At 48.4% G+C, this 20571-nt stretch carries 23 protein-coding genes, 2 tRNA genes and 1 pseudogene; 14 read left to right on the top strand and 12 right to left on the bottom strand.

Annotated elements, in window-relative coordinates; genetic code table 11:
• Positions 1 to 252: 252 nt before the first annotated feature.
• The 3 genes and pseudogenes from asnS (at position 253) to KWG61_RS13370 (ending at position 4114) form a co-directional block, all read left to right on the top strand.
• Positions 253 to 1606 (top strand): annotated as a pseudogene (gene asnS, locus KWG61_RS13380) (asparagine--tRNA ligase).
• 581 nt (positions 1607 to 2187) lie between these two features.
• Positions 2188 to 3141, top strand: a complete 954-nt coding sequence (locus KWG61_RS13375) for an NlpC/P60 family protein (RefSeq protein ID WP_230268470.1) — start codon at positions 2188 to 2190, stop codon at positions 3139 to 3141.
• 712 nt (positions 3142 to 3853) lie between these two features.
• Entirely contained in the window at positions 3854 to 4114 is a 261-nt protein-coding gene (locus tag KWG61_RS13370) for a hypothetical protein (protein WP_230268469.1), read from the top strand.
• A gap of 278 nt (positions 4115 to 4392) precedes the next feature.
• Here KWG61_RS13370 and KWG61_RS13365 read toward each other — a convergent pair whose 3' ends face one another.
• Together KWG61_RS13365 and KWG61_RS13360 are read right to left on the bottom strand one after the other, a co-directional pair.
• Positions 4393 to 5262 (bottom strand): transposase, encoded by an 870-nt coding sequence (locus KWG61_RS13365; RefSeq protein WP_242743677.1) that lies wholly within the window; start codon positions 5260 to 5262, stop codon positions 4393 to 4395.
• The gene (locus tag KWG61_RS13360) at positions 5259 to 5702 is read right to left on the bottom strand and encodes a hypothetical protein (RefSeq protein ID WP_242743450.1); all 444 of its coding nucleotides are present in this window, start codon (positions 5700 to 5702) and stop codon (positions 5259 to 5261) included. The genes KWG61_RS13365 and KWG61_RS13360 overlap by 4 nt, the downstream gene beginning before the upstream one ends.
• Before the next feature lie 681 nt (positions 5703 to 6383).
• On the opposite strand from KWG61_RS13360, the gene KWG61_RS13355 reads away from it, so the two are divergent.
• The 6 genes from KWG61_RS13355 to KWG61_RS13330 all read left to right on the top strand — a co-directional run bounded on the left by KWG61_RS13355 (position 6384) and on the right by KWG61_RS13330 (position 10796).
• Positions 6384 to 6713 (top strand): hypothetical protein, encoded by a 330-nt coding sequence (locus KWG61_RS13355; protein ID WP_242744267.1) that lies wholly within the window; start codon positions 6384 to 6386, stop codon positions 6711 to 6713.
• A gap of 677 nt (positions 6714 to 7390) precedes the next feature.
• A complete protein-coding gene (locus KWG61_RS13350; protein WP_242744265.1) occupies positions 7391 to 8152 on the top strand; it encodes a hypothetical protein in 762 nt (253 codons plus the stop codon).
• Positions 8143 to 8691, top strand: a complete 549-nt coding sequence (locus tag KWG61_RS13345; protein WP_242744263.1) for a hypothetical protein — start codon at positions 8143 to 8145, stop codon at positions 8689 to 8691. Before KWG61_RS13350 ends, KWG61_RS13345 begins: the two co-directional genes overlap by 10 nt.
• A gap of 196 nt (positions 8692 to 8887) precedes the next feature.
• Positions 8888 to 9397: an ATP-binding cassette domain-containing protein gene (locus KWG61_RS13340; RefSeq protein WP_242744262.1), complete on the top strand. Its 510-nt coding sequence runs from the start codon at positions 8888 to 8890 to the stop codon at positions 9395 to 9397.
• Positions 9352 to 10599 carry a ribosomal protection-like ABC-F family protein gene (gene abc-f, locus KWG61_RS13335; protein ID WP_367614396.1) on the top strand — a complete coding sequence of 416 codons (1248 nt, stop codon included), beginning with the start codon at positions 9352 to 9354 and terminating at the stop codon, positions 10597 to 10599. Before KWG61_RS13340 ends, abc-f begins: the two co-directional genes overlap by 46 nt.
• Entirely contained in the window at positions 10596 to 10796 is a 201-nt protein-coding gene (locus KWG61_RS13330) for a hypothetical protein (RefSeq protein ID WP_242744260.1), read from the top strand. Before abc-f ends, KWG61_RS13330 begins: the two co-directional genes overlap by 4 nt.
• A 305-nt stretch (positions 10797 to 11101) precedes the next feature.
• Here the strand turns inward: KWG61_RS13330 and KWG61_RS13325 are convergent, their stop codons facing one another.
• The 8 genes from KWG61_RS13325 to KWG61_RS13295 all read right to left on the bottom strand — a co-directional run bounded on the left by KWG61_RS13325 (position 11102) and on the right by KWG61_RS13295 (position 17272).
• Positions 11102 to 11857: an SDR family NAD(P)-dependent oxidoreductase gene (locus KWG61_RS13325; RefSeq protein WP_230268498.1), complete on the bottom strand. Its 756-nt coding sequence runs from the start codon at positions 11855 to 11857 to the stop codon at positions 11102 to 11104.
• Between the two features lie 188 nt (positions 11858 to 12045).
• Positions 12046 to 13404: a transposase gene (locus KWG61_RS13320; RefSeq protein ID WP_242743384.1), complete on the bottom strand. Its 1359-nt coding sequence runs from the start codon at positions 13402 to 13404 to the stop codon at positions 12046 to 12048.
• Positions 13405 to 13441: 37 nt separating this feature from the next.
• Positions 13442 to 13885, bottom strand: a complete 444-nt coding sequence (locus tag KWG61_RS13315; protein WP_242743366.1) for a hypothetical protein — start codon at positions 13883 to 13885, stop codon at positions 13442 to 13444.
• A gap of 92 nt (positions 13886 to 13977) precedes the next feature.
• Positions 13978 to 14364 carry an IS66 family insertion sequence element accessory protein TnpB gene (gene tnpB, locus KWG61_RS13310; RefSeq protein ID WP_242744259.1) on the bottom strand — a complete coding sequence of 129 codons (387 nt, stop codon included), beginning with the start codon at positions 14362 to 14364 and terminating at the stop codon, positions 13978 to 13980.
• Positions 14365 to 14645: 281 nt separating this feature from the next.
• On the bottom strand, positions 14646 to 15617 hold the full coding sequence (metA, locus tag KWG61_RS13305; RefSeq protein WP_230266803.1) for a homoserine O-succinyltransferase: 972 nt from the start codon (positions 15615 to 15617) through the stop codon (positions 14646 to 14648).
• A 367-nt stretch (positions 15618 to 15984) separates the two neighbouring features.
• Entirely contained in the window at positions 15985 to 16812 is an 828-nt protein-coding gene (locus KWG61_RS13300; RefSeq protein ID WP_256460889.1) for an O-acetylhomoserine aminocarboxypropyltransferase/cysteine synthase family protein, read from the bottom strand.
• A complete protein-coding gene (locus KWG61_RS16505) occupies positions 16737 to 17069 on the bottom strand; it encodes a PLP-dependent transferase (protein ID WP_256460888.1) in 333 nt (110 codons plus the stop codon). Before KWG61_RS16505 ends, KWG61_RS13300 begins: the two co-directional genes overlap by 76 nt.
• A gap of 8 nt (positions 17070 to 17077) precedes the next feature.
• Positions 17078 to 17272 (bottom strand): hypothetical protein, encoded by a 195-nt coding sequence (locus KWG61_RS13295; RefSeq protein WP_242744258.1) that lies wholly within the window; start codon positions 17270 to 17272, stop codon positions 17078 to 17080.
• A gap of 498 nt (positions 17273 to 17770) precedes the next feature.
• On the opposite strand from KWG61_RS13295, the gene KWG61_RS13290 reads away from it, so the two are divergent.
• From KWG61_RS13290 to KWG61_RS13270, 5 genes are all read left to right on the top strand, one after another.
• A complete protein-coding gene (locus tag KWG61_RS13290; RefSeq protein WP_230266801.1) occupies positions 17771 to 18139 on the top strand; it encodes a hypothetical protein in 369 nt (122 codons plus the stop codon).
• 26 nt (positions 18140 to 18165) lie between these two features.
• A complete protein-coding gene (locus KWG61_RS17805) occupies positions 18166 to 18507 on the top strand; it encodes a GIY-YIG nuclease family protein (RefSeq protein WP_367614395.1) in 342 nt (113 codons plus the stop codon).
• A gap of 274 nt (positions 18508 to 18781) precedes the next feature.
• Positions 18782 to 18857 (top strand) — tRNA-Gln (locus KWG61_RS13280).
• Between the two features lie 339 nt (positions 18858 to 19196).
• Positions 19197 to 19400, top strand: coding sequence for a hypothetical protein (locus KWG61_RS13275; RefSeq protein WP_242744256.1), 204 nt, complete (start codon positions 19197 to 19199; stop codon positions 19398 to 19400).
• 26 nt (positions 19401 to 19426) lie between these two features.
• Positions 19427 to 19774, top strand: a complete 348-nt coding sequence (locus tag KWG61_RS13270; protein ID WP_242744255.1) for a cupin domain-containing protein — start codon at positions 19427 to 19429, stop codon at positions 19772 to 19774.
• Positions 19775 to 20007: 233 nt separating this feature from the next.
• Here KWG61_RS13270 and KWG61_RS13265 read toward each other — a convergent pair.
• Both KWG61_RS13265 and KWG61_RS13260 read right to left on the bottom strand, forming a co-directional pair.
• Positions 20008 to 20090 (bottom strand) — tRNA-Leu (locus tag KWG61_RS13265).
• Positions 20091 to 20169: 79 nt separating this feature from the next.
• Positions 20170 to 20331 (bottom strand): hypothetical protein, encoded by a 162-nt coding sequence (locus KWG61_RS13260; RefSeq protein ID WP_242744253.1) that lies wholly within the window; start codon positions 20329 to 20331, stop codon positions 20170 to 20172.
• Between the last annotated feature and the right edge of the window lie 240 nt (positions 20332 to 20571).

The raw sequence follows: 20571 nt of genomic DNA, 5'->3' as shown, positions 1-20571 counted from the left end.
GTGTTTTTGCATCGAAAAGCAAAACGGGAAGACCGCGATTTGGCTGGAACGGCCGGCTTTGTGACGCTCTGTTTCGGCTTTAGCTGGCGCTCATATTGTAATTTACGTCTCGCAATGGTTTAATACCCATAGCTCTTAGCGAGACGTTTTTCTGTGCCTATGGCGCATGAATTAATCCGCCTGAATCAGATCTGCGGATTGGAGCGTTCCTGATGGAGGGACGCTTTTCTCTTTAAGGAAAGGAGCATTTTAATGCTTGTAAAGAAACTGAAAGAAAAGATCAGCGAATACGATGGAAAACCCGTGACCCTGCAGGGATGGGTGAGAACCAATCGAAATTCGAAAAATATCAGCTTTATCGAATTCAATGACGGAAGCTGCTTCTCCAATCTTCAGATTGTCTATTCTCCAGAAATGGAAGGCTACGAACAGGCTTCCAAAATCACAACCGGCAGTGCTATTGAAGTAAAAGGTACAGTCCACGCGACACCGGAGGCTAAACAGCCTCTCGAAGTGGCAGCCGATTCCATTACCGTTCTCGGTATGGCGGATCATGACTATCCGCTGCAGAAGAAGAGACACAGCTATGAATTCATGCGCGAAATCCCGCACGTTCGTCCGCGTGCCAACACGTACTACGCGGTATTCCGTCTGCGTTCCGTTCTGTCCATGGCGATTCATACGTTCTTCCAGGACCGCGGCTTTGTTTATGTACAAACGCCAATCATTACGGGAAACGATGCGGAAGGCGCCGGTGAATGCTTTACCGTAACGACCATTGATGATCAGGAGTACGAAAAGGACTTCTTCGGCAAGCACGCCCAGCTGACCGTATCCGGCCAGCTGCACGTTGAGCCGTTTGCGCTGACGTACCGCAACGTATATACGTTCGGTCCGACGTTCCGTGCGGAAAACTCAAACACGACCCGTCATGCGGCTGAGTTCTGGATGATCGAACCGGAACTCGCTTTCGCGGATCTGTCCGATAACATGGACGTGATCGAGGACATGATCAAGTACTGCATCCGCTACGTTCTGGAACATGCACCGGAAGAAATGGCGTTCTTCCAGAAAATGATCGATAAAGACTGCATCAATCGCGTTAAAAGGTAGCCGACAGCGAATTCCGTCGTATGACGTATACCGAAGCCATCAAGGAACTGGAAAAGTCAAAGACCGCTTCGACAACAAGAACATTTACTGGGGCATGGATCTTCAGTCCGAGCACGAACGCTACATTTGCGAACAGGTTGTAGGCGGTCCGGTGTTCCTGATCGACTATCCGAAAGAAATCAAAGCGTTCTACATGCGTGAAAACGAAGACGGCAAGACCGTAGCGGCCTGCGACCTTCTCGTTCCGTATGTCGGCGAGCTCGTCGGCGGAAGCCAGCGTGAAGAGCGCTACGATGTTCTGAAAAAGAAAATGGACGACATGGGCATGGAAGAATCCACTCTGCAGTGGTACATGGACTTGCGCCGCTTTGGCGGATGCGTTCATTCCGGATTCGGTCTTGGATTTGACCGCATGCTCATGTACCTCTCCGGCATCCAGAACATCCGCGACGTACAGCCGTATCCGCGTACTCCGCGCAACCTGATTTTCTAAACCTTTATACTCAGCTGTATTCAGCGAATATCATCAGCCGCATCGAGACGAACCCGATGCGGCTGTCTTTTTGTATCGAAAGATTTTTCCAGGGAAATGTAAATCATTATGAAGCGTGCCAAATTCCATTCACAGAGCTTCATCCCGCGCAGAAACAGGAAATACATTCCGGCGGATAGCGGCTTGGAAGAAGCGCCCCAAAGGACAGGGGATGTATGCATAACGAGAACAGAATTTTGAACGCCTCATTTTTGCAAAGTCGTCAAGGCGTTTCTGAAAGCCGCTTTAATGTTCATTTAACGATAGGTATCGGATTTTTGACAAAGTAAGCGATTTCTTTTTGTTTATGAGAATTCCAAATTTCTTTAAAAATGTATATGTATAATGAACACTCATTTTTTTACAATTTTCGTGATTCACACACACTTTTCCACATTCTGCGTGAAGACCCTTTACTTAAAGGGCCCATCGCTTTTATACGAATCGGATTGTTTGGAAATATTTAAGAAATTATTCTGGTCATTTTGCTTCCGTTTTGGATAATTGGTACTCTCTTTGGGCAAGCGCAAGGAGGACCAACTATGAAAAATAAGTTTCTGGCAAGACATGCCGCGATGACTTTAGCAATGGCAGTAGCCTGCGGTATTCCATCAGTGTCCGTATTTGCTGCTGAACCCGCAAATCAATCACTTGGAAAAGAAGCCATGTCGGTTTCGTCCAATTTCTTTAATGGAATCGATCGAAATCAGTCAACGATTAAAAATAAAACAACCAGTCTTCTCGAAAAGAAAACCGGCGAAGTCGTAGAAAAAGGAAAAACCGTTTACTACGATCAGTTTGGTCTTCTCGCTTCGGGAAAGCTGAATACAAAAGACGGCAACTATCTCTTTGATGAGAACGGTCAGAAAGTAACCGGCTTTGTCAAAGAAGAAGGCAAAACCGTCTACTATGATGAAACGACCGGCCGCAAGGTAGAAGAAGCCGCTGAAATTGAAAAGGACGGCAAGACCTATCTGCTCGATGAAAACGGCAATACGCAGACAGGCTGGACCGACTACGAAGGCAAGGAATACTACCTGGATGCCGACGGATCCATCGTCAAAGGCCAGACCCGCGATGTGGACGGCGTTCGCTACAGTTTCGATGAAAACGGACAGAAAGAAATGTCCGTAACCAAAGACGGCTACGTCTATGACGAGAACGGCAAAGGAAAGGAAGATCTGAGCGGCTACGACAAAATCGCACAGGCAGCCCTTGCGCAGATCGGCGTGAATCAGGACTGCACCATGCTGGTGACCAATTCGCTTAAAACGGTCGGCATCAACTTCCACGGCGCTCCAGAAGCCTATCTTTCTCTTGGCCCGCTGACGAACAACCCCGTTCCTGGCGATATCTGTGTGTACCAGGGCCATGTAGCAATCTACATCGGCAACGGACAGGCTGTACACGGCGGCTGGAACGGATACACTACAGCGGTTTATTCCGTATCCTGCGCCAATCCGCTGATCGGATACGTACATCCCGTTCTGCCTTAATTCATTCCAATTCTTACTGCTTAAAACAACAACCGCTTTCAAAACCAGCGACGAAACTGTGAAAGCGGTTGTAAAGAAATAATTAAGAAAAACAGGTCTTCTCAGAAGACAGAGACCAATGGATGGGGTAGTATACAGCCATGGAAATCAGCAGCAGATTTCCTGAATAATACAATTTCCTTTCTTTTTCTCTTTTTTAGAAAAGGTCGTCCCGATTCGCCCCGGAGACGGCCTTTTTCTTTAAATTACTTTACATAAAGCGGGAACAGGAAAAATCCACTGTTGCTCTGCGATAATTCGAATGCAGTTAAAACATATCCGCAGAATGCATGAAAAATTCTCCGTAACCAGCACACAACCAGCAATGAGTATCCGTCCGTCAGGATCAGTACCCCAGCAACGCTAAAAATATGCTCATGAAATTAACATATTGGAAATAATATATTTACTTTAGGAAGTAAAGAATCTGTTAAACAGGGTGATCGAAGTCAAATAAAAACTTAACAATTCTGGTGAAATAGAACTTTACAATTTTTGGAGGATATAATTTTTCAGAGATACTCGAGGTGGTGAATCTACCCAGCAGCCACACACCTGTATGGTCAAAAGAGAACCGGGGAGTTGGGCCCGGCGAGCATCTCTAAACTAAGAAGAAAGAGCCGGTAGCGGCTCTTTTCTTTACAAGATGCGGAAGAGAAAGCAGGAAACAAGGATGCGCGGAATAAATGGTATATGCAGGCATCCCCGTATACAGAAGCTGGACAGAACCGATGAAACGGCGATAGAACGCCTCAGGCTCTCTTTTCTTTTGGGTACTGCCTTGGCAGACAGTCGACAATGCTTTTTCCCGGACAGGGGACTGGAAGCAGCTGGTGATATGGCGCGACCGGCGGTTTCTATTGGTGAAAAGAAGTATCGCCGTACGGATTTGGAACAGATCAAGGCTGAATTAACGAATGCAAAATGGTATTAAGAAGCTATAAAGAAATTGCGGGCGTCAGAATACATCTTTCCAGAAAAACGGTATCCTGAAATCAAGGAAATCAAGCAGCAGATTTCCTGAAATCATAATCATTTTTCCTTTCTTTTCTCTTATCATTCCAATGTCATTAAGTTAAGGAGGGATAAAAATCGTATACCCTGTTCATGAGCGTTGTCATTTCTTATATTTTGCGTCTCAGGCATGACGAAAAGGATGATTTTCTACCTGTTGAAAAAATCATCCTGATGACTTTTCGGTTTTCAAATCTGTCACTTCTTCTTTCTGGTATCAGCTCTTCCTTCTCTGATCGGAGATATCCTGGCCAGAAGAAGATCTTCCAGTGTACTCAAGCTGATTCTGGCTTTTTTGAACAGCCACTGTTGAATCGTTTTGATGATGAATCCGAAATCTGCCTTCTGCTTGTGCTTTTTGGCCTGAGCGATGCGCTTCTGGTGCTGACGAGATCTTTCTACCTTGTTGCGCAAACGGGAACAAAGATTGTAGAGAGTCATTTTGGCATAGATCTCTGCCTGGACCAGATCAAGCTTCCTTGAATGAGTCCATTCAAGATCGGTGTTTCGTTTCAGTCCCCTGAAGCCGACTTCAACCTGCCAGCGCAGACGGTAGATCTGCTTGATGTCCTCGGTCCCAAACTCAGCTTCCGACAGATTGGTGCAGACGGTAATGAATGATTCATTCCCTTCGCAGGCAGCTTTGAACCTCACAACCCTGATATTTAAAGGGAGTTCAGTCGTTTGACCGTCAAATTCAGGCTGCTTCCTGTACGAAGAGATGTACTTATAGACATCCCAATGGTCTTTGACATGCCTGTTGTTTTTACTGGTCAGAATCACATTGAAAGGAATGTCATACTCTTCTGACTCGGGAGTCTTATAGTACTTGAGAATGCTTGTAGATGATGTCTCGTCTTTGATACGTATGACAAAAGGGACATGTTCCTTCTGCAGGCGATAGAAAGACATAAGAGCTTCGTATCCCCGATCAGCGATGAAGATGGCTTTCTGAAATGAAGAACGCTGAGCGAGTTCAAGAAGAGCTGAATCTTCATTCTTCTCAGAGCCGGGTTGAAGCAGCGCGTCAGTAAAGACGGAGTTGAGGGCGTCGAATTCGGCATTCAAATGAACAAAGTGCCTCTTCTTGCCTTTTTAGAAGCGCCATAGGTGATGTCATTGTCCTGTTCAGGAAGAACTTGAATCTCGCTTCCATCTACAGCGAGGAGGCGATAACCCTTGAAGGTTTTAACATCAGAGCTGGAAGTTGCCTTGTTAAACCGATTGAAGACGTTTTTATAAAGTGAAGAGTTGATTTTGGAACGGGCCTGAGACACAGCAGAGGCTGAAACAGATGATCCGCCCTTAAACAGGATCCAGGGAAAGGAAGCAGCGAGGGATTCCTCTGTCAGCTGAAACGGAAGAAGGACAAGCTCATGCAGGTCAATCTGCCGCTTACGGGTGAAGGCGGACTGAGAAGTAAAATTGGCAGGGTTCGCCGTTTCTGAGCTGATGATATTGAGGAAGGTGTTTCTGAAGAAAGAACATTCTTTGGCGATAGCAGTCATAGGGAAAACTCCTTTAAGTTCTCCCCATCGGCTGCGAAGCAGCCACGCGGCGGCAGAAATTTGTCAATAGATTTTTAGAAAAAGTGAAAAACTCGAATCATTCGAGATTTGACTTGAAGAGTAGAAAAAGACCACATCACTGCTTAACGCTGATGTGGTCTGAGAAATCTTAACTTAATGACATTGCTTATCATTCGGAAGCAGCCCAGCTTCCAAAAATGCGTTCCTTGCCCAGGACGCATGATCCTCTGCTCATTCGCCCGTGCAGAGGATTTTTTATGGGCACAAAATGCATTGGTCATTTCCGTAAGCTCAATCAGAAAACCGTTTTGGAGGACGGAAATAACGGGACGGTGCGGTGTAACGGGACGTCCTGGATCGAAAGAAAATGAGGAGGCGGTCGAAAGACTATGTATTCCATTTACGCATAAAAATCGAAACAGCTTTCATTTCAGAGGCAAATTGCCTTTATTCTCGTGAAGCTTGTTCAAGACGTCAGGGGCGGATAAAAAGTCAAGCGTTAATTGAAATATTCTAAAAATAGACGTTAAGATAAGACCGTGGAAATCAAAGCAGCAGATTTCCAATAATAATAATTTTTCAATCATAATTTTTTTCTTTCTTTTTCTCAATAATTTACACAGAACACCCGGACCGCCCATCCGGGTGTTTCTGTGTCTGATGAAAAGAAATTCTCTTTTAACTCTCATTTTAGGTAAGGATCGGATACTGATCGTGGTCAGAGAAAGCCTCTGGTCAAAGAAGCTGAATACAATTCAGGACTTCTTATTTCCTTTCTTCTCTTTTCATAATTTTCAATACCGAAAAGTACCGGTTTGCCCGACCGGTACTTTTCATATGCGGATGTATGAGAAACCGGAAGGCCGGATTCTGCGCGAACCGAGATCGCCGATAGAAGAGCTTCTGCCTAACGCCTGCTGTTTGGAAGCTGGGCGGGACTGGGATCTCTTTTGCGCGGCATTTTTGTCTGAAAATTCTTTTTGGTTTTAATTCGGCATAGAGGGTAAGAAATCGTCCGGTTTGAATAACCTGTGTTCTGGAGGTGCTGTTTCCTGATCGTTCCTTTCTTCTTTGACTGGACGACGCGGAGTGGATTTCTTCTGTCGCTGAGGCTGTGCACTCCCTGCTTTCTGCGGTTTCGGAGCGTATGCGATCCCACAAAAACAAGACCGAGGGAAGGCGAAATCCGCTCGTGAAATGACAAATGCTGCACCTTAATACCGTCTTAATAAAAATGGGCATTGGAAAGCGTCTGACTTGCGTCAGTTGATATATTGAATTCGGGAAGAGACATAACGTTGGGTCAGCGCAGCGGCTGATCAATCCCTTCCATATTTCCTCTTTTAACTCTCTACGTAATTGAAAAAGAAGGGTTGTGGCGGCCCTTCTTTTTCAATGCCTTTTGAAAAACGGATGGGGCAGGAGGTTTGCGGGAGACGACAAATTGAGAGCCCTGTGTGAATGCGTTTTATAAGCTGTTTCTGTTTAAGCGGTTTTTGTTACGCTTTGACCATGATGACTCCCAATTCGCCTAAGAATACAAAAAGCCTGTTTCTGCGAAGAACACGGGCAAAAACAGAAAAAGAAAACGCAGGCTGACTCGAAAAGGAAAGATTGCACTCACGGTTGCGGTTTTAGTTATCGTCCTTTGCATCAGCCTTCTCTTTATGCGCCAGCCTTCGGTTGCAGAACGGCTTTCGCTTACCTATCTGGACTCCCTTACCCTCTCGGATCTCAACTCCAAACCGCAGGAAAGCTATGCGGATAAAACGCGTGTGGGCGACTACACGGTTTACGGTACGTCCCTTGTGTTTTACGATCAGACGTATTCTCCTCTGGAAACCGACGGCTATTTTGGACGCAACGTCAAGCTGGTCAATATTAAAACCGGAGAAGAAATTACGACGACCTTTACCGGCGGCGGAGATAGTGGAATCGACTTGCAGAACCTGCCCGCCGGCGTTTATGAAGTGTATCTGACTAACGGCTATACGTACGCAAGAGCCTACAGCGATGAGGAAATGCACTCCTCTCCGCTGATTACGATGCGAAACGACAAGAAAGTCTCCAGCGTGCAGGTGGATGCTTCGAAAGACTATCTCGACAAGTTTAGCATCGACACCGATGAAAACTACATCTTTCTGACGGTAACGGAATCGCTGCCGATTGTGAAAGTGACCGATGTGGTCATCGACCCTTCCGGCTATCTGGTCGATCCAAACGGCATGCCTCTCGAATGGTACAGTGAGGGCAGCTTTGACGAGAGCGAGCACAGCTGGGAATTCGCTCAGCGTATTGCCAGATATCTCGAAAGCGCCGGGCTTCGCGTCACGTTCTCCCGCGATAAGGAAGAACTCAAAGGCTACGCAGGAGAAAACTCCCGCGCAGGGATCGGCTACTCTTCGCAGGCAAAAATCTTTTGTCGCTGACGATGAGCGATGCCGAGCAGCCCTATCCATATATGATCAGTTCGCCATTTACCAACGGCGTTCTGGGCAATTCGATTTCCAGCGCGCTTTTGAGCGATGGAATTTTGCTGAGCACGCCCGTAGTCTCTTCCCAGCTGAATATTGGAAATACGTACGACCAGCTCACTGTGGACGAGGCGTATGAGCTCGAACCGTATTCGCTGTTTCCGGCACTGCGCGAAACCGGCGGCCGTCTGACGAGCGCCGGCCAGAGCGAGCAGTGGAAAGCCAATGAGATGTTCTCCCAATCGTATGGAATGAACTCGCTGGTGTTCTGCTACGCGTCCAGTCAGAATGAAGCATCCAGAACGTATTTTCTGGAAAACGAAGATACGCTGGCCCGCGGAATCGCGCAGGGCATTCTCAATGCCTGCGGCTATTCGATTACGCTTGACGAAAATTCCATTTCCCATGAGGAGGAAAGCCATTCCCAGACAACCGCTTCGCAAAGTGCGGCGGCTGCGTCTTCTGACTCGCCCGAAGACACTCCTTCCGAGTAAAATAAGCAGGAAAAAACAGGATCCTGAATCCGCCGGCTTTCATAGTGAAATCGGCCAAGAGGAGGATCCTTTTTCTACGAAACGAAAAGCCGAAGTACGGCTACTCCCATATCCGTCGTTTCCATGCGAAAAACGATACATCTCGTTTTTAATGCGTTATGGAATCGGCAGAAAAACGATACAGAAAGGAAATCCCATGAAACTGCAGGTATCCAATTTATATAAGTCCTATGGCGCCCAGGACGTTCTGTCCAATGCAAGTCTGCAGGTCAAAGGCACCGAAAAAATCGGTCTGGTCGGGCGTAACGGATGCGGAAAAACAACGCTCCTCAACATCATCAGCGGAAAAGAAGATTTTGATCGCGGCGAAAGAATTGTCCCCAACGCGGTCCGGATCGGTTCACTGTCCCAGACCGTCTTTGAAGATAAAAATCAGACCGTTTTAGAAGCGCTCGAAGACGTCTTCTTTGAACTGCGCAAAGTCGAAGCGGAACTGGCGCGGCAGGCGGAAGTGCTCGCGGAAGATTCCAGCGAAAAGCAGCTGGAAAAATACGACCGGCTTCAGACCCGTTTTGAATCGCTGGGCGGCTACGACTACGAACACGAAATGCGCAGCGTCTTCTTCCATTTTGGTTTTGAAGAAAGCGATCTTTCCAAAAAATCAATGAGTTTTCTTCCGGTCAGCAGACCCGCATCGCGCTCGTAAAGCTGCTGCTGGAAAAGCCGGACGTTCTGCTGCTCGACGAGCCGACCAACCATCTCGATCTGGATTCGATTGAATGGCTCGAAAGCTATATCAGCCGCTATCCAAGCGCCGTCATTCTCGTCAGCCATGACCGTATGTTTCTCGACCAAGTGTGCGATGAAATTGTCGAAATTGACCGCGGAAAAACGATGCGCTTTCCAGGCAGCTATTCTCACTACGTCAAAGCCAAGGAAGAGTGGATTAAGAAAAACCACGACACCTACGTCCGTCAGCAGGAAGAAATTGCCCGTCTGGAAGCTCTGATTGAAAAATTTCGCTACAAGCGATCCAAGGCTGCGTTTGCCCAGTCCAAAATCAAATATCTCGACCGTATGGAAAAGCTCGACGATACGACCGCGGACAAATCGCGGATCAAAGCGGAGTTTTCCAGCGAACGCAAAGGCGGAAACCGGGTTCTGGAAGCAGAAGGCCTGACGTTTGGCTATGACCATCCGCTTTCAACGGTGAGCTTTGAACTGTTCCGTCAGAACCGCATCGGCATTGTCGGCCCGAACGGCATCGGCAAGTCGACCTTGCTAAAAACGCTGATTGGAAAGATCCCGCCTTTAGGCGGTCAGTTTGCGTTCGGCCATCAGATCGATATCGGCTACTTTGATCAGGAAACTGCCGCCATGCATTCCAGCAAGACCGTAATCGATACGCTCTGGGACGATCAGCCAGAAGCAAGCCAGACGCAGATCCGTTCCGTACTGGCTGCGTTCCTGTTTACCCAGGATGAGGTGTTCAAGGAAGTGAACGATCTGTCCGGAGGCGAAAAAGTCTGTCTCTCGCTCGCCCGTCTGATGATGAATCACGATAACCTTCTGATTCTTGACGAACCGACCAACCATCTCGATATTCCAGCCAAAGAAGCTCTCGAAGCCGCGCTTAAAAACTATGACGGCACGCTGCTGTTCGTTTCCCACGACCGTATGTTCCTGTCCAAAATGGCCGATAAGGTTCTTGAAATCGGCGAGGACAGTCATCTTTATGACTGCTCGTATACCGAATACGCGCAAAAGAAAAAGAGGGAACGCTCGATTCCCTCAAAACAGCTGAAGTCCCGGCCTCTTCGCGCCGCGGCCGTACGCCGGCTGCAGCGCCCGCTCCCAAAACGGCTGCGCAGCTGCGTCAGGAGAAAAACACCCTTTCCAATCGCGTGACCAAACTCGAAGCCATGCTGGAAAAAGCCGAAGCTGAGCTGGAAGAGCTGCGTGAGCTTCGCTACGATCCGGAATATTATCAGGACTATCGCAAGATGGAAGAACTCGATGGCCGGATTGACGATAAGCATAACGAGATTGCGGCCTATACGAAGGAATGGGAAGAGAAGATGTCCGCTCTTGAAGAGATGAGCTGATCCGCAAAGAAAGAAGATATCGGCAGACATCCGTCTTCTTTTGCGGATCTGGTTTTCCTGTCTCAAGGGGATCGGCTCGTTTGTTCAAAGATCGTTCTGGTGCTTTCCTGCCGGATTCAGGAGAAACGCATCTTTTCCATATCAAATCATGAACAAGAAAGCGTCCGATCGAAGAGATCGGGCGCTTTTGTCTGGAAAGGAAATCGGTCTGTCCGCGTGCCGTGCCTGGCATGGCCTCGGTCGGGATTCGATCGGTTATCCAGTGAGAATTCTTTTGATTTTGCCTTTTGACCCGCGTACAAGGCTTAGGAAATCCAGCCGCCGTCGACGACGAGCACGTCGCCGGAAACGTAGGAAGACTGATCGGAAGCGAGGAAGAGCGCTGCGTTGGCGATTTCTTCCGGGGCTCCGGGTTCTGGAGACATTGCCAGCATTTTCGATACTTTTCCATAGCCGTCCATGTTCGGCATGCCCATGGAAGTGCTGATTTCCGTGGCGATTCCGCCTGGAGCGATGGCGTTGCAGCGAATGCCGTCTGCCCAGTACATGAAGGACGTGTTCTTGGTCATGGAAATGAGGGCAGCTTTGGAGGCGCAGTAGATCACGCCGGCTACATTTCGCATGCCGCCGACCGAAGCGACATTGACGATGGAGCCTTTGGTTCCTTTTTCCTTGAAGACTCTGACAGCCTTGCGCATGGCGCACATCGGGCCGAATACGTTGACTTTCATGACGTGATCGAATTTTTCATCGGTCGCATCGGCTACGCCGGCCATGTCGTCCATGACGCCCGCATTGTTGATCAGAATATCGAAGCCGCCGAACGTTTCCAGACAGAAATCAATCATGGCGTCATTGTTTTCTGCGACGGATACGTCCGCTGCGAAGATTTCGACTTTTCCTGGCGCGTCGCTCAGCGATTCCTTGAGCGCTTCGAGGCGTTCCTTACGACGGGCAACCGCTGCGACATTCGCGCCTTCCTTCACGAAACGTTCGACGATGGCTTTGCCCATGCCGCTCGAGGCACCGGTCACCACCGCGCATTTTCCTTCTAATAACATTGGTACTTCTCCTTGCCGGCTTGAACGCCGGGTTTTGTCTACCATTATAGCCGCTTCATTATGAATTATGATAAGGCTTGCAGATTCCCCGAACGAATGTAAGTGTCAAACAATCGACGGGTATACGCGAGACTGAATATTAGATACGCTAAACGGGATCCCTTTCGAGATCCCGCTTGGCGTATTTTTTATTCTTCATCGTTTTCTTCATACTTCGGATCCGGTCCACGGTATCCAATTCGAAGATATTCAGGTAAATCCTTTGAATACGGCAGAAGTGACTTCAATACATCTACCGCGATTTCATCGTCTTTGAACCATTTGAGTTCATCCAGAACGTACTCCATGTAGCGCTCTGGATTTAAGTCGTTCATTTCAGCCGATCGAAACAAAGTCATAAACGCTGCGACGACTTCCGCACCTTTGATACTCTTCGTAGTCTGGAAGTTTTTGCGATTGATCACGAATGGCTTTACGGCTCTTTCTGCCACATTATTGTCGATCGGATAATCACCGTCTTCCAGGTACCTTCCCAACGAGTTCGCTCGATCCATGAAGTACTTGGCTGCTCTGTAGGCGGTGCTTCTTTCCTCGAATCCACTCTGAATCTCCATCATGACTCTTGTGAGTCTTTCAAAGCAGGGCTTTGAAAGTTCCTGCCGAACTTCGGTTCTCGCCTCGTGCGAGTAAGAAGCAACGTGGGATTCGATGTGGTAGAGCTTCCCGAACAGAGACAGGGCTGTGAGCAGAATCTGGAGACCCGGACTTGGTTCGGGTCTCTCTGTTTCGTCCAGCTGGGCTGCCGCTTCTGCGGCCTCTTCGTCGTTCTCCAGTGTGGTCTTTTCCCACTTCAGGACGTCTGCCTGATACTGCGCGAAGTCTGACCGGACTTTGATGGCTTCGAAGATCTTTCTTCTCGCATGGGCCATACAGTTGAGCTTTCTGCAGGGGCCATAGTAGTTGGCATATGCATAAAGCCCGTCTGTCATAAGGGCATGACGAAAAGAACCGCCAAGGAGGGCGATTACGAACTCCTGTTTCTTGTAAGGGAAAAACTTATAGACAGCCATCTGGTTCTCTTCATAGATTCCGCTGACGGCGACAACCATAGAAGACTGTTTTCGATCTTTAACCTCCGTGCACTTTAAAACCGTCTCATCCATATGGACGACGTTACAGTTTGGGAGATCCTCAATCATTTGTTTTACGAGGGGCTTCAGATAAAGATCGTAAGTTTTTTCCAGGATGTTGCCCATGGTCTGACGGCTGATCGGCAGTCCCGTGAGACTCAGGTGCTTTTCCTGACGATAGGCCGGGGTTCCCATTACGAACTTATCGTAGGCAATTCCCGCGACCATAGAGGAAGTTGCGACACTCTTGTCGATCAGTGCAGGCTCGTCAGGTTCGGCGGTGCGGATGATGGCTTTCCCGTTTTCATCCGTACACTTGTTTGGGCACGCGACTGTCTCACGCAGCACTTCTTCCAGCCTATAGCGAGCGGGAATCCGATGAATCCTATAGTGACGTTTCATTCCAACAGTTTTCATCTCACAGCCGCAAACTGGGCAAATGCGCTTTTCCCTTCTACACTGAAGGTAGTGGTTTCTTTGACCGCTTCCTGCTTTCTGCACTTGGTGGAAGGTTTTTCTTGCTTCCTTCAACAGAACTGAGCTTTAAATCTTCAGCTTCTTTACGATAGCGGTCTCCCTCTTCCTGATATTTCGCAGCCCGGTTAAAACAATCATCGGCTTTCAGATCAAGCTGAGCCAGCTGTTTATTCAGAATATTGATATCTGGGCCGCCGTCCTCGTTTTCAGAGTAATCCAGTTTCAAGGGAACCATCTTTTCCGTAGAAGGACCAAAGCGGCCGCTTTTCACGGCTTTATTGATTTCTTTAGCGAAATAGAGATCCAGGTACATATCCTCAATAAATTTGTCTTTCTCTTCTTCCGTCATGGTGCTGATCTGATGATGAAGATCTTCGAGGAGCTCGTTGCGGATTGTCTGGTAAGGGTTCGGCACATTCATGTATTAATTTTAACATATTTAGAGCGATAGATAAAGTAAATGGGATGATTTATCTTGATATTCCTTCAAGAAAATCATCCTTTTAAATTGGTTTAAACATACTTATAAGTTCGTGGCAGAAATGCCGGCTGGGGAACAATCGACAGACCGGAAAGCAGAGAAGCCAGCTGCGAACAGTCAATTCGCATGAAGTCGGACTGGTCAGGGCTGACAGGCCACTGAAGGGAAGATCTGGAGAGTCGCTTATAAACAAGCCAGAATCCATTTCCGTCACGAAGGATACCTTTGATCTTGTTCTTCTGTCGATTAACGAAGAGAAAGAGGGATCCATCCAGCGGATCCAGAGCGAGAGGTCCTTGAACCAGGGAGACGTAACCGTCAATTCCTTTGCGAAGGTCAGCAGGCATCTGAGCCAGATAGATGTTTTTAACTTTGGAGAAATCGATACCGAGATCGATTGCAGGGATGATTGATTCCATGAAAAAGCCTCCTTGAATAAAGGAATTATCCCAAGGAGGCGGTCGAGAAAATACCCGTCTTTTATTTGACGCTTACGAACGAATTCGAATGGATTGCAGAGAAAAAATGTCTGCCCGCAAATGGACAGACATTTTTTCGAAATTCAGAAAAGGTACAGATTTTATACAAAAGCCGCAAAAATCAAACCAATGGAAAACAGAAACCTGTCCTGCGCACTGTTCAGAAGAAGGCGAGAGGTGAAGGATTTGTTTTCGTATGGATCACTCAGAGAGCCGGCTGACTACTTCTCTGCCGTATGATCCTGAGCGCTTTTGTTTTTGATGAATTCCTTGACGATCTGCAGCTGTTCGAGATCGTAAGGTGTCGTCTGGTAGACGATGTAGTTGATCCAGTTGGCAAAGAACAGGTTGCCGGAAGAACGCCAGCGAACGACGGGATCCTTGGACGGATCATCGCCAGGATAGTAGTTGTCCGGAACGTGAATGGGAACGCCTGCGTTGACATCGCGCAGGTATTCCTTTTCGAGCGTACGCGGATCGTATTCGCTGTGTCCGGTTACGAAAATCTGGCGTCCCCCTTCTGTAGAAAGACAGTACAGACCGGCTTTGTCGGAAGAAGCGAGAACTTTCAGTTTGTCGCAGGCGAGCACCTGATCTTCGCGCAGACCAATGCCGCGCGAATGGGGAACCATGAACACGTCATCAAAACCGCGAAACAGAATTGAACTTGGACGATCGACGTGATGTTCAAAGACGCCAAACAGCTTTTCCGGAAGCTTCACATTGCCGATGCCATAGTGATAGTACAGCCCTGCAAACGCGCCCCAGCAAATATGCAGGGTGGAGAAGACATGCGTCAGCGACCAGTCCATAATTTTGCAAAGTTCGTTCCAGTAGTCGACTTCTTCATAGTCCAGATGCTCGAGCGGCGCTCCGGTAATCACAAAGCCGTCGTAGTATTTATCCTTGATCTGATCAAAGGTTTTATAAAACGCCTGCATGTGCGAAGAAGAAATATGAGACGGCTCATACGAAGAGGTCTGCAGCAGATCCAGTTCGATCTGCAGAGGCGTATTGCCCAGCACGCGGGCCAGCTGCGTCTCCGTTTCAATTTTGGTCGGCATCAGATTCAGCAGAAGAATATGAAGCGGGCGGATGTCCTGGCTGGTCGCCCGGGTTTCGGTCATCACAAAGATGTTTTCATCGACCAGCGTTTTGGTCGCCGGCAGCTGTTCAGGAATTTTAATCGGCATACAATCAGACTTCCTTTCTAAAAGTACAAAGTCAGGTCCAGATTCTAATGGTGCTCCTTTGCGCAAAAGAGACCGGACCCAAAAGCCAGAGGCAGAACAAAATCCAGAGCCGGAAACATAAAGTCCGCCAGGATGCGATCTGGTTCTGCAAAACGGTACAGAAAAATGATATCGAAACGGCGATAGAGAAATGCGCTGCAAAATACAAAAGGGAAGAAAACCGGATCGGGCAGAAGAAGCGGCCTCAGACAGGAACGAGACGGCACGATAGAACCCAGTTCCTATCTGTAAGGACAGCAGCTGCCGATCCGGGAAAAGTTCAGAACATCAAAATCAAAACGGGAATAAAAGCGAATGGAAAGGAAAACTATGCTTCTGTCGCCTCGAGCGCCTGTGCAATGTCGTCTAGCAGATCCTGCGTATCTTCAATGCCGCAGGAGAAGCGGATCAGATCGCTGTATACGCCGGCTGCCTCCAGTTCCGCATCGGTCAGCTGACGATGCGTGGTGCTGGCCGGATGAAGAACGCAGGAGCGGGCATCGGCTACGTGCGTTTCAATAGCAGCGATCTTCAGGTTTTCCATGAATTTCTGTGCGGCTTCGCGACCGCCCTTCAGACGGAAGGAGACAACGCCGCATCCGCCCTCCGGAAGATACTTCTGAGCGAGCGCATGGTATTTGGAAGAAGGAAGCCCTGCGTATTCAACGCTCTTGACGGCTGGATGCTTTTCCAGGAATTCCGCCACCGCCTGGCCGTTTATCGCGTGCTGTTTCATGCGAAGATGCAGGCTTTCCAGACCCAGGTTCAAGTAGAACGCGTGCTGTGGCGACTGGATGGCTCCAAAGTCCCGCATGAGCTGCGCGGTGGCCTTGGTGATATAGGCACCTTCCAGACCGAAGCGTTCGGTATAGGTAATGCCATGGTAGGATTCATCCGGCGTGGTCAGTCCCGGATATTTCTCGGCATGCGCCGTCCAGTCGAATTTTCCGGAATCGACGATTGCACCGCCGACGGCAGCACCATGTCCGTCCATGTATTTTGTCGTGGAATGGGTGACGATATCCGCGCCCCATTCAAACGGGCGGCAGTGAATCGGAGTCGGGAACGTATTGTCCACAATCAGCGGCACCCCATGACGGTGGGCCGCATCCGCGAACTTTTCAATGTCCAGAACGGTGAGCGCCGGATTGGCGATCGTTTCGCCAAAGACAGCTTTCGTATTGGGACGGAACGCCGCATCCAGCTCTTCGGGGAAGCGTCCGGATCCACAAAGGTGAAGTCAATGCCCATCTTGCGCATGGTGACATTGAAGAGGTTGTACGTTCCGCCATAAATGGATGTGGAGCAGACGACATGATCGCCGCAGTTGGCGATATTAAAGATCGCAAAGAAGTTGGCCGCCTGACCGCTGGACGTGAGCATCGCTGCACTGCCGCCTTCGAGGGCACAGATTTTGGCCGCTACCGAGTCGTTGGTCGGGTTTTGAAGCCGTGTGTAAAGTAGCCTTCAGCTTCGAGGTTGAAAAGCGCGCCCATTTCATCGCCGTTTGCGTATTTGAACGTTGTCGACTGTACAATAGGAATCTGACGGGGTTCGCCGTTTCCCGGAGTATAGCCGCCCTGTACCGCAATGGTACCAAGACCTTGTTTTTTCATTTTCTTATCTCTCCTCAAGATTCCGCCAAACCCAGTAAAAATTCTGGCTGTTTGGGGATCTGTTACGATCAGCCTTCGCAAATCCGGTTCGGGCTCGATTTTGCATTAGGCAAAGCCGGAAACGATCTGCGCTGGACTGAGGAAATTTCACAAACAATGCGATTATTATAAAAGCTTTGCCTTCTTTTCCTAGATGTTTCAGAAAACAGCTTTCAAAATGCAGGCAAAGAGGGTATTTCAGCCGCCTGCGCCGGAAACAAAAACGAAAAATAAAAGGAAAGCTGGAAACGGATCATAAACCGTATCCGGGATACATTTCAGTTCCGAAAAGCACGCAAATCCGAAAAACAATTCATGAAAAACAATACCTGAACGGGAAGATCAAAGAGAGACAGACTGGATACAAAATGGATCCGGACTGCTCCTTGCAGAAATGAAAAGCACGCGGCACGGCAGTCTTTTTGCGGGCGGAACCGTTCTAAGAAAGGAAGAAGAAAGATGAAGGAAGATTCAAATACCGATCCGATCCAGACGATAAAGTCGTCTGCGCAGAGAGATTGGAAACCCTTTGTGCACAGCGTCCTGAAACCGGCGGTTTGCGCCCTGAATCTGGAGGAGAAGGCGTACTGGATCCACGAAGAAGAAGGCGAACTGCATTCCTTGACCAAGGGTTGGTCAAGGAATGCGGTTCATCTGTCGAAATATAAGGATTCCTATGAAGTCTGGGTACAGAACGAAGACGGCTTTCTTTCGCTGCGTACTTTTTCTGAACTGGATCAGGCGATCGAGGAATTTCTGTTTCGTTTCCAGCTGGAAGAACAGACAGCGGCCTTTCTGGAAAAACTGGCAGAGATCTGCGGGCAGTAAATGAATCCGTCAATCGGTGAAACGGGATCCAAAAAGGCAGAAACTGTCTGTGCAAAATTCAAAACGGGAGAGGGGAGAACTGGGACTGTGACCACACGAAAAAACAAAACGCGCAATGCGTTCGAAAAGATCAGAACTCATCGGTTCAGTCCGACTCATCCCAAAGCAATATAGAAACGCCTGATCCCGTTCTGGAAGCTGTCCAGCCCTTCTGGTATGTCTATATCCTCTGCTGCAGAGACGGAACCTTTTATACGGGCAGCACCAATCGGCTTCCTCGCCGCCTGAAGGCGCATAACCAGAAAAAGGCGCGCGGTATACGCGAAGCCGTCTTCCGGTCCTTCTGGTCTATCACGAAGTCTTTTTGAGCCGGCACGATGCCCTCAGCCGGGAATGGCACCTGAAACAGCTGAGCCGAAAAGAAAAGCTGGATCTTATCCTTTCGCAAAACGCGGTTCTCGTGGATGCAGACCGGACCGGCAGGTTGGGAAAGCCGGAAGAACGGCTTTGAAATGGACTGGAAACTGCTGAATATGCGCAGGGACCATAAATAAATCAAAAATATTTACCGAAACTTTTTTCACTTTTTTAAAAGAATTCCTTGCAATCTTCCAAGATATGGATTATCTTAAATGAGCGCATTGGGGTATAGCCAAGCGGTAAGGCAGCAGACTCTGAATCTGCCATTTCCGTGGTTCGAATCCACGTACCCCAGCCAAGCCAATTTACACGTCAGGTTAACCGCCTGGCGTGTTTTTTTATCTTTCCAGAACGTGCGAAAGGACAGCGCGTTTTCTTTTGAGAGCGGACCAAAGAAACGGCTCGTTTCTTTTCGCGCCATATGCGTAAAAACGGATCGGTCAGGACGTTTCGATAAAACAATACGGGTATGCTAGGGTGGAATTGTCCAGAAAGCGGCGACGATGAAATAGCCGACTGCAGGGATAAAGGAGATAACGCATATGATTACACCGGGTTCTGTCTTTTCCATTTTGAAAGACGATCAGCCAATCGATGGCTGCACCATTTCGCACGACCTTCTGCCAGACGCAAAGGGATGGCCATCGTGTTTTCTCTTGGTGCCCAGACGGATATTTCTCCGGAAACCTATCGTCAGAACAAGCTGATCTGGGTGATGGACGGCGATCTGACGGTTCACACTTCGCAAACGGAAGTTGTACGACTGAACGCCCAGGACGCCTGCTGGACCGAGAAAATGTTCCTGTGGGAACAGAAACCGAAAAAGGCGCTATTTATATAGAAATAGCGCCGGGAGATGCTGAATCCATGAATCTTAATCTTGCACCTGGAGAGGTTTTTAAACTCGCAGATCTGGTTCCGTACAAAAACGGATCCATTGTAAACCGGGATGTATTTTTCACACCGGGCATGAAACTGGTCGTCATGTCCTTTGACGAAGGCACCGGTCTTTCCGAGCACGCGGCGCCTGGCGAAGCTCTGCTCTTTGGGCTCGAAGGCGAAGCCACGGTAATTTATGAAGGGGTCGAGCATGTTCTTCATGCCGGCGAAGAAATTCTCTTTGCCAAAAACGGCCGCCACGCCATTCAGGTCAACGGCCCGTTCAAGATGGCTCTGCTCATGTGCCTGGAACCAAAACCGCTCTTTCAGAAATAAGCCGGTTCTGAGTAAAGCCGAAAAGTCGTTTGCAGAAGCGTCGAAGGACAATGCAGACGACAGGCCGAAGAATCTGATTTGAAACTTTCTATCCGAATTCGTTCATTCGTACGGACCGGCGAATTCGGATTTTTCTTTTGAAAAACACGAAACGGCGCAGATCTGCGGATCTATTGATCACGCAGGCAAAACAAAAGCCCGAACAGATTCAATCTGACGGGCTTGCTTTCTTATGGTGCGGATGACAGGACTCGAACCTGCACGCCGAAGCACTAGATCCTAAGTCTAGAGTGTCTGCCAGTTTCACCACATCCGCATGACGACATTAAAACATGGATTCGCGCCGAACGCAAAATCTTAAAGACATAAGAACAATCTGGCAGAATCGCTTCTCTTTAGTGCAGAACACGGGGCATGGACAGTTCGTCGAGCTTTTCCTGTAAGTAATCCTGCAGTTTTTCGAGAAAATCATCGGATAATCCTGGAAGATTTTCGTCAAAATCACAGTTGATCATGACCTGTCGAACTTCCGTGTCCGTCTCTGCAGGCAGATCCATGGGGAAGACTTCCTCCGCATCCAGATCGGCGGGATGGAAATCGTGGGGGACAATCGAAATTTTGACTCTGCATAAGGGTCTGCAAGTTCGTCCTGAAGGGACAGCAGAGCCTCAAGAATCGGCTGGGCAATGGATTCGATCAGTTCATCTTCAAAGCAGTCATAGTTGGTATGCATACCTTTGCTCCTTTATCATGAATTTCACTAAATCTGACTTCATTATAGAAAGAACATTCCCTTA

Origin of the sequence: Allobaculum sp. Allo2 (genome assembly GCF_022701175.1) — a bacterium.
In the GTDB taxonomy this organism is placed as follows: Bacteria; Bacillota_I; Bacilli_A; order Erysipelotrichales; family Erysipelotrichaceae; genus Allobaculum; species Allobaculum fili.
The sequence above is the reverse complement of the archived record's forward strand: the minus strand, read 5'-3'. Positions and strand labels throughout refer to the sequence as shown.

Bases quoted from the DNA above. Each gene is read 5' to 3' on its own strand.
- KWG61_RS13370 (WP_230268469.1), top strand. From the start codon at position 3,854: ATGCGCGGAATAAATGGTATATGCAGGCATCCCCGTATACAGAAGCTG.
- KWG61_RS13320 (WP_242743384.1), bottom strand. From the start codon at position 13,404: ATGAAAACTGTTGGAATGAAACGTCACTATAGGATTCATCGGATTCCC.
- KWG61_RS13275 (WP_242744256.1), top strand. From the start codon at position 19,197: ATGGCCATCGTGTTTTCTCTTGGTGCCCAGACGGATATTTCTCCGGAA.
- KWG61_RS13355 (WP_242744267.1), top strand. From the start codon at position 6,384: ATGAAAAGAAATTCTCTTTTAACTCTCATTTTAGGTAAGGATCGGATA.
- KWG61_RS13325 (WP_230268498.1), bottom strand. From the start codon at position 11,857: ATGTTATTAGAAGGAAAATGCGCGGTGGTGACCGGTGCCTCGAGCGGC.
- KWG61_RS13290 (WP_230266801.1), top strand. From the start codon at position 17,771: ATGAAGGAAGATTCAAATACCGATCCGATCCAGACGATAAAGTCGTCT.
- tnpB (WP_242744259.1), bottom strand. From the start codon at position 14,364: ATGGAATCAATCATCCCTGCAATCGATCTCGGTATCGATTTCTCCAAA.
- KWG61_RS13315 (WP_242743366.1), bottom strand. From the start codon at position 13,885: ATGAATGTGCCGAACCCTTACCAGACAATCCGCAACGAGCTCCTCGAA.
- KWG61_RS13295 (WP_242744258.1), bottom strand. From the start codon at position 17,272: ATGAAAAAACAAGGTCTTGGTACCATTGCGGTACAGGGCGGCTATACT.
- KWG61_RS13350 (WP_242744265.1), top strand. From the start codon at position 7,391: ATGCGCCAGCCTTCGGTTGCAGAACGGCTTTCGCTTACCTATCTGGAC.
- KWG61_RS13375 (WP_230268470.1), top strand. From the start codon at position 2,188: ATGAAAAATAAGTTTCTGGCAAGACATGCCGCGATGACTTTAGCAATG.
- KWG61_RS13360 (WP_242743450.1), bottom strand. From the start codon at position 5,702: ATGACTGCTATCGCCAAAGAATGTTCTTTCTTCAGAAACACCTTCCTC.
- KWG61_RS13260 (WP_242744253.1), bottom strand. From the start codon at position 20,331: ATGGATCTGCCTGCAGAGACGGACACGGAAGTTCGACAGGTCATGATC.
- KWG61_RS13270 (WP_242744255.1), top strand. From the start codon at position 19,427: ATGAATCTTAATCTTGCACCTGGAGAGGTTTTTAAACTCGCAGATCTG.
- metA (WP_230266803.1), bottom strand. From the start codon at position 15,617: ATGCCGATTAAAATTCCTGAACAGCTGCCGGCGACCAAAACGCTGGTC.
- KWG61_RS13340 (WP_242744262.1), top strand. From the start codon at position 8,888: ATGAAACTGCAGGTATCCAATTTATATAAGTCCTATGGCGCCCAGGAC.